Source organism: Micromonospora sp. 4G55 (assembly GCF_016803375.1).
Genome location: NZ_JAEVHN010000123.1, coordinates 1 through 12,873, shown reverse-complemented (window position 1 = coordinate 12,873; position 12,873 = coordinate 1). Strand labels below are relative to the sequence as shown.

Below are 12,873 nucleotides of genomic sequence, written 5' to 3'. Positions count from 1 at the left end.
GCAGGTCGTCGCCGCCGGTGGCGAGGGTGAGGGCGCAGAGTCGGCAGCACGGTCGCGGCCTGTACGCCGCGCAGTACCGTCGTCGGGTGGGGCCGGTCGGCCGAGGGGCGGCCGGCGGCGCGCAGCGCGACCACCGCGACGGCCAGCGCCAGCGCGGTGACCAGCGCGAACCACACCCGCGAGTCGGTCCACCAGGCGTCCACGCCGGCCCGGGGCAGCCCGAACAGCGCCATCCCCGGCTGGTACGGCGTGTAACCGAGCAGCCGTTCGTCGGCGGGGAGCGCGGCGATCGCGTCGGGCCCCAGGTAGGGGGTGCCGTGCTCGGCGAGCCGGATGCCGGCGTGCTCGACGACCACCACCTCCTCCTGCGTCCGGTCGGTACGCCCCGACGCCCGCTGGATGCTCTGGATCACCAGCGGCAGCAGGGCGGTGGTCGCCCAGGTCAGCGCGGTGATCGCCGAGCGCGCCGCCACCCCGGCCAGCTCGGGGCGGCGGCCTCGGAGCAGGAGTTGGCCGACGACCAGCAGCGCAGCGATCAGGTAGCCGACGGCGGCGACGCTGCCCCAGGCCCGGTGCGGTGCCAGGGTGGAGGTGGCGGCGGTGATCGCGGCGAAGGCGGCGGAGACCGCGTAGAGGCCGAGGTCGAAGGCGAGGCCGCCGGCGGTGGAGTCCAGGGCGCGCCAGGTGCGGGAGGCGGCGGTCAGCGCCGGCAAGTGTGGCAGACCTGCCGGGCGGCGTCCGGCCGGGCTGGCGGCGGCCGGGGGCGAGGCGGATGACCGCGCCGGTGTCGTGCAGCGGCTGGACGAGGGTGCCGGGCCGGCGCCCGAGCCGCGTTGCAGGGCGGCGAGGAGGCTGCCGGACGGCAGCGGACGGGCGAAGAGGTGGCCCTGGCCGGCGGCGCAGCCCAGCTCCCAGAGCGCCCGGCGTTGCGGCTCGCTCTCCACACCCTCGGCGACGACGGTGAGGTCGAGGCTGCGGCCGAGGTCGAGGGTCGAGCGGATGACCGCCGCGGCTTCCGCCGAGCCCTCCATCGCGCTGACGAAGCTGCGGTCGATCTTCAGCTCGTGCACCGGGATGCGGGAGAGCAGGGAGAGCGACGAGTAGCCGGTGCCGAAGTCGTCCAGGGCCAGCCGGACGCCGGAGTCGCGCAGCCGGCTGAGCACCCGGTCGACCACGTCGAGCTGGCTCAGCGTCAGCGTCTCGGTCAGCTCCAGGACCAGCCGGTCGGGCGGGAGGTCGTGGGCCCGCAGCCGGGCCAGCACCGCGCCGGGGAAGCGGGCGTCGAGCAGGCTGCGTGGAGAGACGTTGACCGAGACCGGCAGGTCGAAGCCGGCCGCCCGCCAGCTCACGGCGGCGAGCAGCGCCTGGTCGAGGATCGCCTCGGCGAACGCGGGGAGCAGGCCGGAGCGTTCCACCGCCTCCAGGAAGCGCAGTGGATCGATCATGCCGTGGGTCGGGTGGTGCCAGCGGGCCAGCGCCTCCGCGCCGGTGACCTCGCCGCTGGCCAGGTCCACGATGGGCTGGAAGTTGACGGTGAACTCGTGGTCGGCCACCGCCCGGGGCAGCTCGCCGCCGAGGGTGAGCCGGCCGAGGTCGGCGGTGTCGCGGGTCGGCGCGTACGTGGAGACCCGCTGGCCGGCCCGCTTGGCCTGGTACATCGCCACGTCGGCGCGGCGCAGCAGCTCCGGCATGCCCCCGCTGGCCGGGGCCACGGCGATGCCCCCGCTGGCCTCGACGCTGATCCGCATGCCGTCCACGTCCAACGGCTGGTGCAGGGCGCCGATCAGCGCCTCGGCCCGGTGCGCGGCGACCGCCGGGGCGGGCAGCCCGCGCAGCAGCACGGCGAACTCGTCGCCGCCGAGGCGGGCCACCAGGTCCTCGGCCTGCGCGGCGGCCCGTAACCGGTCGGCGACCTGTATCAGCACCTGGTCGCCGGCGGCGTGGCCGAGGGTGTCGTTGACCTCCTTGAAGTGGTTGAGGTCGATCAGCACCAGCGCGGTCACCCCCTCGGCGTGCCGGGTGCTGAGCTGCTCGGTGCCCCGCTCCAGCAGCTGCCGTCGGTTGGCCAGGCCGGTCAGCGCGTCGTGGGTGGCGGCGTGCGCGTGTTCGGCGGCCACCCGGGCCAACTCGGCGTACGCCTGGGCGTTGCGGACGGCGGTGCAGAGTGCCGAGGCGAAGGTGCGCAGGGTGTACTGCTCCCGCTCGGAGAGCTGGACCGGTCCCCGGAAGCGCAGCCGCAGCACCCCCACGTCGGCGCTGCCGTCGTGCCCCTCCAACGGTGCGGAGACGGTGGAGCCCTGGACGCTGCTCGGGTCTCCGGCGGGCCCGTCGTAACCGATGCCAGCTCTGGTACCCCGGACCGCGCGGGGGCGGTCGCGCAGCTCTATCTCGACCTCGTCTGCGGAGAAGAGTTCGGCGGCCTGAGTGACGGCGGTGGTGAGGACCTTGTCCAGGTCGACGACGTTCAGCGCGTCCGTGGTGCGGGCGAGGCGCTGCCAGGCCTGTTGCTCGGTGCGGGCCTTGACCCGGTTGGAGTAGAGCAGGTGGAGGCTGAGCATGAGGGGTGGCACGGCGATGAGTAGGCGGCTGTCGCCGCGCAGGATGAGGAACGTCCCGAGGACCACCACCAGTCGGCCCACCGCAAAGGCGAGCCGGAGTTCCCAATCCTCCCGGAACAGTTCCCGCACCCGTTCACCGGAGGCGATCGCGATGACCGGCAGTGCGACCAGCTCATCCAGCAGCACCGCAGTCAGATAGGCGAGGGACAGCGGCAGGATCGTGGCCAGCACGCTCTCTTTGCCCACCTGCCAGCCGCTCGCGTGCAGTACCGTGCCCGCCGCCGTCGCCACCAGCATGTTCTTCCCCACGCCGAAGGCGGCCCGGATGGCGGGGATTCGAGCGAGGGTGGTGACCAGGACGAGGGCGCAGCCCGTGGCGAGGACCACGGTCGAGGTCGGGGCCACGGTGAGGCCGATGACGATCGCCGTCTCGGTCCACGCGATGTCGTGGTTGTTGGCTCTGATCCGGATACGCACCTTGACGGTGAAGCCGGCGGCAACAAGCGAGATCAGGGCGAGCCAGGTGGCGGGGCCGACCTTGGGTTCATCATCGGCGAGACGAACGGCGGACACGATGGTGGCGACGGCCGCCAAAAAGACGACGAGACCGACTAGCGGCAGCAGCCGCCGATCGGTCCCATCACTCCGTCGTTGTGGAGTCACCCATCGACCTCATTCAGTAACCGATGGTTGTGCACTCCGCAAGTTTACTGCTCTCGACCTGCTTGCAGAACGTTGCTCAGGTCCATTCGTGCGACGTCATCATGACCCCCAGCGCGATTGTTTCGTGCACCAATAGGGGAAGCTTAAAGGACGGTTGCCGCGCTCTTGCACTGATGAATGTCGGTATGCGCGATATCAGCAAACTCACAATGATTTGTGACGTTGTGTCCACGGGCTAAATGCGGAGCGCGTACGCCTCGTACCCGGTGTTGCAACGAACGACCCGAGGCTTCGCCGGTCACCGGGGTGGGACTGCGTTTGCGAACTATCTTCAGTCTGGCCCTGCCCGCTTCCAATTCCATCGACGGATCGGACCATCTCCTGGCTGCCGCAGGGTGACGTGGAGGGGTATGCCGATCATCCGGACGGGCAACGGGATGTGCGCCACTCACACCGTTCCACCCAGTTCACGATCTCGTAGCGTGATCATTTGAGCACTTGGGAGGATTCATCGCGGATCTGGTGGAGATTCGCGTCCTGGGTGGCCTCGATGCCCTCATCAAGGGCGAGCGACTGGTGACTGTAGAGGATCTGGTCGACGAGTTGTGGTCCGAGGGTCCACCCCCCCCCATCCGCTGTCGCCAACGTGCGTAGTCGCCGCCGAAGAGGGAACGGATCGCCTTGTCCGAACGGGTGTCGGACAGCGGTAGCGCGCAGCCCCGGGATGCTGCTGTGCGTCACGGTTTCCCAGCGACACTGACGGACGGGTAGGTGAGGGAGGAGCCCGCCATGCCCCCGGCTGTGCTCCTCCCGAACTCGTGACACGTTCCGGTCGTACCCGGCGGATAGGCTGCGGTCGTGACCGATCCCGCGCAGCTCACCCACGTCGACCCGGCGGGCGCGGCCCGCATGGTCGACGTCTCCGCCAAGCAGGTCACCGGCCGGCTCGCCGTGGCCGCCGGCCGGTTGCGCACCACCGCCGAGGTGTCGACCTGCTCCGCCGCGACGGCCTGCCCAAGGGCGACGCGCTGGCGGTCGGTCGACTCGCCGGCATCATGGGCGCCAAGCGCACCCCCGATCTGATCCCGCTCTGCCATCCGATCGCGCTGCACGGCGTGACGGTCGACCTGCGGCTCACCGGGGACACCGTCGAGATCACCGCTACGGCCAGGACCGCCGACCGGACGGGCGTGGAGATGGAGGCGCTGACCGCCGTGGCGGTGGCCGGGCTGGCCCTGGTCGACATGGTCAAGGCGGTCGACCCGGCCGCCTCCGTCGACGCGGTGCGGGTGCTCCGCAAGGAGGGCGGCAAGACCGGCGAGTGGGTCCGCCCGGAGGATCGGCCGTGATCCGGGCCCGGGTGGTGGTGGCCTCCAACCGCGCCGCCGCCGGCGTCTACGCCGACACCAGCGGCCCCCTGCTGGTCGCGGGCCTGCGTGAGCTGGGCTGCGCCGTGGACGAGCCGGTGGTGGTGCCCGACGGCGAGCCGGTGGGCGAGGCGTTGCGCAGCGCCCTGGTCGACGGGATCGACGTGGTGCTGACCAGCGGCGGCACCGGGATCACCCCCACCGACCGGACGCCCGACGTGACCCGGGCGCTGCTCGACTACGAGATCCCCGGCATCGCCGAGGCGATCCGGGCGCACAGCCGCGACCGGGTCCCCACCTCCGCGCTGTCGAGAGGGCTGGCCGGGGTGGCCGGCCGGATGCTCGTGGTCAACCTGCCCGGGTCGACCGGCGGGGCGCGGGACGCCTCGCCGTGCTCGGCCCGATCCTCGTCCACGCCGTCGAGCAGCTGCGCGGCGGCGACCACTGACGCCCGGTCCGGCGTCCACGGCGATAGGCTCGCCCGGTGAACGCGCGGACGTGACGCGCGTACCGCAGTCGGTGAAGGGGAGGCCCCCGGTGAGCACGGAAACCGCCGCCGCCGCGGCACAGGTGGCGGCACCCCCGCCAGCGGGTTGGGAGGAGGCCCGCTCGCGGGTGTACGCGGTCGGCCTCGCCGCCGCGCTCCCCGCGGTCCGGCGACCGCTGGCCGACACCGACGGGCACACCCTCGCCGAGCCGTTGACCACGCGGACCGACCTGCCCGCCTTCCCGACCTCCAGCGTCGACGGCTGGGCGGTGCGCGGCGAGGGCCCCTGGGACGTGGTCGGGCGGGTGCTGGCCGGCAACACCCCGCCCCCGCTGACCACCGACGGCACCACCGTGGAGATCGCCACCGGCGCGATGGTCCCCGAGGGCACCACCGCCGTGCTCCGGATCGAGGAGTCGAGCCGTACCGCCGACGGACGGGTGACCGGCACGCCCCGGCCCCACCCGGAGTGGCGGGAGCCGGGCGAGGAGGCGTACGCCGGTGAGGAACTGCTCCCCGCCGGCACCCCGGTCGACCCGGCGCTGATCGGGCTGGCCGCCTCCTGCGGCCACGACCAGCTGCCGGTACGCCGGCAGCCCCGGGCCGCGCTGCTGGTCTTCGGCGACGAGCTGCTGACCGCCGGCCCGCCCGGTGCCGGCCGAGTACGCGACGCGCTCGGCCCGGCCGTGCCGGCCTGGCTGCGCCGGTACGGCTGCCAGGTGCGCTCCTCCGACGTGGTCGGCCCGGTGGCGGACACCCTCCCCGCCCACGTGGCGGCGCTGCGGTCCGCACTGACCAACGCCGACCTGGTCTGCACCACCGGCGGACCATGCACGGTCCGGTCGACCACCTGCATCCCACCCTGGAGGCGCTCGGCGCCGACTACGTGGTCAACACCGTGGCGGTCCGGCCGGGTTTCCCGATGCTGCTGGCCCGGCTCGTCGGCGCCGACGGCCGGGTCCGCTTCGTCGCCGGGCTGCCGGGCAACCCGCAGTCCCGCGATCGTCGCCCTGGTCTCGCTGGTCGCGCCGCTGCTGGCCGGGTTGACCGGCCGGCCGATGCCGGTGCTGCCGCACGCCACGCTCGCCGAGCCGGTGCCCGGTCGCGGCGACTACACGCACCTCGCCCTGGTCCGGCTGGACCGGGCCGCCGGCACCGCCCACCCGGTCCGCCACGTCGGCTCGGCATGCTGCGCGGGCTGGCCGGCGCCGACGGGTTCGCGGTGATCCGTCCGGGCACCACCGGCGAGGTCGGGGCGCGGGTGCCGGTCGTACCGCTGCCGCTGCTGCCCGGGGAACGCTCGTGGTGACCGCCGACCCGACGGTGGCCGTCCTCGCGGTCACCGACCAGCCGCTCGACCTCGCCGCGCACGAGGCCGCGGTCGCCGACCGGCGGGCCGGCGCGGTGGTCTCCTTCCAGGGCGTGGTCCGCGACCACGACCACGGCCGGCGGGTCACCCTGCTGGAGTACGAGGGCCACCCGAGCGCCGCCGACGTGCTGCGCGAGGTTGCGGCCGAGATCGCCGCCGAACCCGAGGTGTACGCGGTCGCGGTGTCGCACCGGATCGGCCGGCTGGAGATCGGTGACGTGGCGCTGGTCGCCGCGGTCAGCACCGCGCACCGCGCCGCGGCCTTCGAAGCCTGCGCCCGCCTGGTCGACGAGGTCAAGGCGCGCCTGCCGATCTGGAAGCGCCAGGTCTTCACCGACGGCACCGAGGAATGGGTCAACTGCCCCTGACCGCTCCCCTCCCCGCCCCCTTGCCCCGCTTTCAGCGCGCACTTACAGAGAAAGAGTGGCTATTCCGCGTCGGATAGCCACTCTTTCTCTATAAGTGTCGGGCGGCGCTGGCGGGCGGCGCTGGCGGCGGCCGGGGGGTCAGCGGCGGGCGGTGGCGGTGGTGCGGGCCAGGCGGTCGGTGTAGAAGGCCGGCTCGGCGCCGGGGCGCCAGGGCAGCGCGGCGACCAGCACGATCAGCGCCAGCGCGAGGGAGTTCTCCATCAGCGCGCCGAAGAGCCCGTCCTGGTAGTGCGACACCTCGGGGAGTTGGTGCTCGTACGGCCAGATGGGCGAGACGAGGAAGAGCAGGTAGAGCCCCGCCGCCGCGACGGCGTGCCGCAGGCCGGTCAGCGTCGGGTACCAGATCGGCGGGCGCAGCCCGTTCACCCCGGGCGGCCCCCGTACGACGACGCCTGGGCGCGCGCGCCGCCAGGCCCCGGCTCGCCTCGCGACGGCGTACGGCGGCGTCGGCGAGCACGACGATCGCGGGATGACCCAGATCAGGTGGTGCGTCCAGGAGATCGGGCTGATCACGTTGGCGGTCAGCCGACCAGGGTGAACGCGGTCAACTCGTCGCCGTCGGCCCGGGCGGTGGCGGCGCGGGAGAGCCCCACCGCCAGGATCAGCACCGCGAACGACAGCCAGAGCAGGCCGGGCGTCTCGATCGAGTCGTACAGCCGGGCGAGCAGGCCGGCCAGCGACTGGTTGGGGGTCATGTCGGCCGCGCCGACCCGCTCGGTCTGCCAGAGCACGCCGCCGAAGTAGGCCCGCGACTCCGTACCGACCAGCGCGAAGGTCCCCAGCGTCACGCCGATCGTGGTGCCGACGGCGGTGGCCGCCGTCCGCCACTGCCGGGTGATCAGCAGGTAGACGATGAAGAGCGCCGGGGTCAGCTTGACGGCGGTGGCCAGGCCGATGCCCATGCCGGCCCACGCCCCGCTGTAGAGGAAGCGCACGAACGGGCCGTCGGTCGGGCGACCGTGGGTGCCCCGCCGGGACCGCCAGCGCAGCCCGATCAGGTCGGCCATGATCAGCCCGAAGAGCAGCACGTTGACCTGGCCGTACCCGAGGGTCTCCCGGACCGGTTCGATGGCGACGGACATCGACGTCGCGATGCCCACGGTGAACCAGAGCGGCCAGCCGAGCCGGTCCACGATCGGGCGCAGCAGCGCGGCCAGCACGAGAGCGAGGGCGGCGATGCTGCCCGCCGCGTTGATCCAGCCGGACGCCTCGATCGGCAGTCGCGCCATCGGCAGCATCACCAGCGCGGCGAAGGGCGGGTAGGTGAAACCGAGGGTGGTGGTCGGCGCGATGAACTCGTACAGCTCGTGACCGCTCGCCCACCACACCACCGCGCCGTGGTAGATCTTCATGTCGAAGAAGTTGTACGGCCGCCCGAAAGCACCGATGGCGAGCCATGCGGCATAGGCGACGGCGGCCACGATGCCGGTCCGTACGACTGTCCTACGATCGATCCCACGCGTTGCGCGACGGACTGGGGCGAGGCGGCCCAGCCGTCTACCGACGATCGCCGGCATGGCGTGGCCACCCCCGTACCAAGGTCGTCCTACCCGTCCAGGTCCGGTACGGAGCCTAGAACGGCGCCTCACGTTGATGCCTCCCGCGTTATGCGACCGTGTCCGATCCCACACATGTTTTTGACATTTCCACCGCGTTAACGGCAGTCGGGTGGTTCAGGTAATTCGCGGCCTTGCGGGGGGTGATGGCCGTATTGACGCAGGTCAGCCCGGAAGTCGCCGGGCCGCGGACGCCGAGAGGGCGGCGATGCGCGCTTCCCGGCGGGCGGTACGCACCGCACGGGTCACGGAACGTCGAGAGTGGCCGATGCGATGACCGGCCCGCCAGCGCAGACCCGGCTTCCCCTCGGTGTCGGCGGCGGCGAGCAGCAGGCCGCCGAAGAGCCCGAGGTTCTTCAGGAAGTGGATCTGGTTGTTGTTGCGCGCCGCCGGGTCGTCGTCTTCCAGAAGGGATGTCCGGCGACGGTGACCGGCACCAACGTGCCGGCGAGCACGAGCGCGGCCGGCCGGGTGAACCTCCCGGTGGCCAGCATCAGGCCGGCGGCGAGCTGCACCGCCGAATTGGCGCGGACCAGTGTGGTGGTGTCGGTGGGAAGCTGGGGTGCGACGTTGGAGATCAACGGAGCGACCCGGTCGGTGATCGGCTGGGCGGCCGGCACGAGGCGCTCGGGGTGCTGGAAGTTGCGGGCGCCGCTGACCACGAAGATGCCGCTCAACATGACGCGGGCGAGGGAGCGCACGGGTTTCATGGATCAGTCATACCCCGTCCGGGCGTCCGCTACCCCGGCAACGGCCGATCCGGGACCTTCCGACATGGACGTGACGCCACGCCGATTCGAGCGACCGTCGCTGATGGACGTGCGTCGACGGGTAACGTCGCCCGGGTGACTACCCTGCGGCTGCGCCCCGAGGACCCGGCGGACACCGGCCCGGTCCGGATGGTGCTGGCCGCCGCCTTCGCCCGCCCCGACGTGGCGTCCCCGGCGAGGTGGCGCTCGTCGACGAGCTGCGCGACAGCGACGCGTGGATCCCGGAGCTGGCGATGGTGGCCGAGTACGGCGGCGAGGTGGTCGGCTACGCCCTGCTCAGTCGGGTCTTCGTACAGTCCGACGACGTCCGCGCTCCGGCGTTGGCGCTCGGGCCGGTCGCGGTGGCCCCGCACCGGCAGCGGGTCGGGCACGGCACGGCGGCGGTGCAGGCCGGGCTGGACGCCGCGACCGAGCTGGGTGAGCGCCTGGTGGTGGTGCTCGGCGACCCCGCGTACTACCGGCGCTTCGGGTTCGTCCGGGCGGACCGGATGGGACTGACCAGCCCGTGGTGCGGTCTGGGGGAGCCGTGGCAGGCGCTGGCGCTGCCGCCGAGCACCAGCGGCGAGGGACCGCCGCCGCGCGGTGAGGTGCTGTTCCCGGCCCCCTGGTCCCGCGTCTGACCGCCACCGGCGCGTCGTCGACGTGACCGGTGCGCCGGGTGCCGCCGGAGAAGCCGGCGGGGTCAGGCCGGTTGGGTGCGCAGGTACCGGCCGAAGTGCGGGACGGTGAAGGCGACCGTGCCCCGCTCGCCGGAGTAGATCAGGCCCTTCTTGATCAGCGCGTCCCGGGCCGGAGAGAGGCTCGCCGGCTTGCGCCCGAGCGCCCGGGCGATCTCGGCGGTCGGCACGGCCGCGTCCATGTCGTCCCGGCCGCCGCCGTCGGCCTCCCCTTCCACCAGGGACAACGTCGCCATCGCGCGCATGTACTCGCGCTCGGCCGGGGTGGCCCGCTCGAACCGGGAGCCGAAGAAGCCGACCGCCAGTTCGGCCTCCGCCTCGGGAGCGGCCACCCGGACGTCCGCCGCCGTGATCGGCGAGCGGGGCGCGTGGTCCCAGGTCGCCTTCCCGTACGCCTGGACGAAGTAGGGATAGCCGCCGGACTTCTCGTAGAGCAGGTCGAGGGCCTTCTGCTCGTACTCGACCTCCTCCCGCTCGGCCGGCGCGCAGAGCGCCTGGTCGGCGGCGATCCGGTCGAGCCGGTCGATCCGCTGGTAACGGAACAGCCGTTCGGAGTAGGACTTGGCCGCGCTGAGCACGGCCGGCAGGTGCGGCAGGCCGGCGCCCACCACGATCAGCGGGGCGCCGAGCTGAGACAGCTCGTGGCAGGCGGCGCAGAGCGCCGAGACGTCCTCCGGGCCGAGGTCCTGCATCTCGTCGATGAAGACGGCGATCCCGGTGCCCACGTCGGAAGCCACCCCGGCCGCGTCGCTGAGCAGCTCGACCAGGTCGATCTCGATGTCGCCGGAGTCGGCCCGGCCGCTGCTCGCCGGCACGTCGATGCCGGGCTGCCAGCGGTCGCGCAGCTTGGGGGCGGCGCCACCGCGCCCGGCGGGCGCGGAGCGCTGGGCGAACGCCTTGAGCACGCCGAGGAAGGCGTCGATCCGGTCCGGGGCGCGGTGCCGGGGAGCCAACTCGCGGACGGCCATGTGCAGCGCGGCGGCCACCGGCCGGCGCAGTGACTGGTCCGGCCGGGCCTCGATCTTGCCGGTGCCCCAGAGGTGGTTGATCGCCTGCGAGCGGAGGGTGTTGAGCAGCACCGTCTTGCCGACGCCCCGCAGCCCGGTGAGCATCAGGCTGCGTTCGGGGCGGCCCCGGGCGATGCGTTCCAGGACCACGTCGAAGACGTCCAGCTCCCGACCCCGGCCGGCGAGCTCAGGCGGGCGCTGGCCGGCGCCGGGGGCGTACGGGTTGCGGACCGGATCCACGCATCGCAGAGTATCGGGCCGTCTAGCCGGGGGACTAGAGATGCATAGACGGAGCTACCGGCGTGTCTGCGGGCCTCGACCACAATCTTGCCCTGTCTAGCGTCCTGGCTAGACAGGAAGATTGACCTACTAGGAGTGTTTCCGCAGGCAGAGCACGTAGTCGAAGAGGTCGACCGGGTTGTCGTGCACGTAGTTGGCCGTCGACCTCGGCGAGAGGGTCCGGCACCGCTGCCGTCCGTGGTCTCCGGGATCCGCAGCAGCACCTCGAACGTGTCCGGGCCGCAGGGCACCTCGCGCAGCTCCGCCTCCTCGTCCGTGCCGTCGTTGACCACGCAGTCGCCCACCGCGACGTCGATCCCTTCCGCGGGCTCGGCGGTGCTCGGGTCGGTGCCCGGCTCCTCCGTCGCCGCGGCCGACGGCTCGGCCGAGGTGACCACCGTCGGCGACGCGTCGTCGGCGCTGCTCGCCCGCCACACCGCGAAGCCGGTCAGCCCGAGGCAGGGACAGAGCAGCAGGACCGCGACCAGCCCGATGACCAGGGCGATCCGGCCGCCGTTCCGCCTGGGCGGGGGGCGCGGGCGGCAGCGCGTACCCCGGGGGGTTGTGGCGCGTGGAACTGCGGGACGGGCCCGGCCGGCGGGAACGGTCCGGGCGGGGGGTACCCGCCGCCCGGGGCGGGTGGTGGCGGTCCGACGGGGCCGGCGGTGGGTCGCTGGTACGGGTCGTCCGGCTGACCGGGTGGTCCGAAGGATGCCATGTCTTCCCCAGGGGTGGGATCAGCGCTGCTTCAGGCAGAGGACGAAGTCGAGGGTGTCCAGTTCGCTGTCGAAGAAGTACCAGTTGGTGTAGCCCGTGACCTTGGCGCACTTGGCCTCGGCGTCCTTCTCGCCGCTGGTCTCCCCGTCGAAACGCCGCAGCACCTCGTACGCCTTCGGGGCGCAGTCGCTGATCAGCAGCTTGGGCTTGCCGCCTGTCGGGCCCTCGTTGCGTACGCACTGCCCCGCCTTCACGAAGCGCGGATCGGCGGACGAGGCCGGCGCGGGGATGGTCGGCGCCGGCTCGCCCGGCCCGGGCAGCGCCGCGCTCGGCGCTGCCGAAGCGGTGGGCGCGGCGTTCGACGCCGGCTCGTCGTCCCGGCCGGCCAGGTACCAGAGCGTGGCGGCACCGCCGAGGACGAGCACCGCCAGCACGGCCAGCACCGCGATCAGCGGACCCCGGCCCCGCTTCGGCTGCGGCGGCGTCGGGTCGCCGAGGTACGCGCTGGGGCCGGCCGATCGGTACGGCTCGGTGGGCGGGTGGACCTGGGTAGCCGCCCACCCGGGCTGCGAGTACGGCTGGTGGGCGTGCGACTCGCCCCACGCGGGCGGGCCGTGCGGATCCGGCGCGGCGCCGTACGCGTCGTCCGGGCGCCGCCCGCCCCACGGCTCCGGGGCGCCGCCACCCGGTGGCCCGTAGTTCGCCATGCACGCCTCCTGCGTACTCGTGCTGAGAGGCCGGACACCCGTGCGGGACACCGACGCCGTGGTCACCGTAGCGTGGTCCACCGATGAGCTCATCTCCCTCGAGTACGACACCCACCCGGCCCGGGCCCTTGCCGGGGCGCAGCGGGGTGGTGGACGGAAACGCCTCCCGGTAGTGCAGCCAGCCCGCCCGGCCAGGTGCACCACCAGGTGCAGGCCGCCGTCGATCACCACGTCGAGGAACTTGCCGTGCCGGCGGGCGTCCACCACCGCCTGGCCCGACAGCGCCGA

At 73.1% G+C, this 12,873-nt stretch carries 2 protein-coding genes and 10 pseudogenes; 5 read left to right on the top strand and 7 right to left on the bottom strand.

Annotated features, from left to right (window positions below):
* Positions 1-723: 723 nt before the first annotated feature.
* Positions 724-3,221 (bottom strand): annotated as a pseudogene (locus tag JNW89_RS13225) (putative bifunctional diguanylate cyclase/phosphodiesterase); the annotation flags it as partial.
* 858 nt (positions 3,222-4,079) lie between these two features.
* On the opposite strand from JNW89_RS13225, the pseudogene moaC reads away from it, so the two are divergent.
* From moaC to JNW89_RS13205, 4 genes and pseudogenes are all read left to right on the top strand, one after another.
* Positions 4,080-4,570 (top strand): annotated as a pseudogene (gene moaC, locus JNW89_RS13220) (cyclic pyranopterin monophosphate synthase MoaC).
* Positions 4,567-5,036, top strand: a pseudogene (locus JNW89_RS13215) (molybdenum cofactor biosynthesis protein B). The pseudogenes moaC and JNW89_RS13215 overlap by 4 nt, the downstream one beginning before the upstream one ends.
* Before the next feature lie 89 nt (positions 5,037-5,125).
* Positions 5,126-6,384, top strand: a pseudogene (locus JNW89_RS13210) (molybdopterin molybdotransferase MoeA).
* A complete protein-coding gene (locus tag JNW89_RS13205; protein ID WP_280839100.1) occupies positions 6,381-6,812 on the top strand; it encodes a molybdenum cofactor biosynthesis protein MoaE in 432 nt (143 codons plus the stop codon). The pseudogene JNW89_RS13210 and the gene JNW89_RS13205 overlap by 4 nt, the downstream one beginning before the upstream one ends.
* Positions 6,813-6,950: 138 nt before the next feature.
* On the opposite strand, the pseudogene JNW89_RS13200 reads toward JNW89_RS13205, so the two are convergent.
* Together JNW89_RS13200 and JNW89_RS13195 are read right to left on the bottom strand one after the other, a co-directional pair.
* A pseudogene (locus tag JNW89_RS13200) lies at positions 6,951-8,389 on the bottom strand (glycosyltransferase 87 family protein).
* 204 nt (positions 8,390-8,593) lie between these two features.
* Positions 8,594-9,138, bottom strand: a pseudogene (locus JNW89_RS13195) (DoxX family protein).
* Positions 9,139-9,273: 135 nt separating this feature from the next.
* On the opposite strand from JNW89_RS13195, the pseudogene JNW89_RS13190 reads away from it, so the two are divergent.
* Positions 9,274-9,818 (top strand): annotated as a pseudogene (locus JNW89_RS13190) (GNAT family N-acetyltransferase).
* Positions 9,819-9,880: 62 nt separating this feature from the next.
* On the opposite strand, the gene JNW89_RS13185 reads toward JNW89_RS13190, so the two are convergent.
* The 4 genes and pseudogenes from JNW89_RS13185 to JNW89_RS37620 form a co-directional block, all read right to left on the bottom strand.
* Positions 9,881-11,122 (bottom strand): ATP-binding protein, encoded by a 1,242-nt coding sequence (locus JNW89_RS13185; protein WP_238449160.1) that lies wholly within the window; start codon positions 11,120-11,122, stop codon positions 9,881-9,883.
* A 129-nt stretch (positions 11,123-11,251) separates the two neighbouring features.
* Positions 11,252-11,661, bottom strand: a pseudogene (locus JNW89_RS37630) (hypothetical protein).
* 237 nt (positions 11,662-11,898) lie between these two features.
* Positions 11,899-12,387, bottom strand: a pseudogene (locus JNW89_RS37625) (flagellar basal body protein FliL); the annotation flags it as partial.
* Between the two features lie 319 nt (positions 12,388-12,706).
* Positions 12,707-12,873 (bottom strand): annotated as a pseudogene (locus tag JNW89_RS37620) (DNA-formamidopyrimidine glycosylase family protein); the annotation flags it as partial.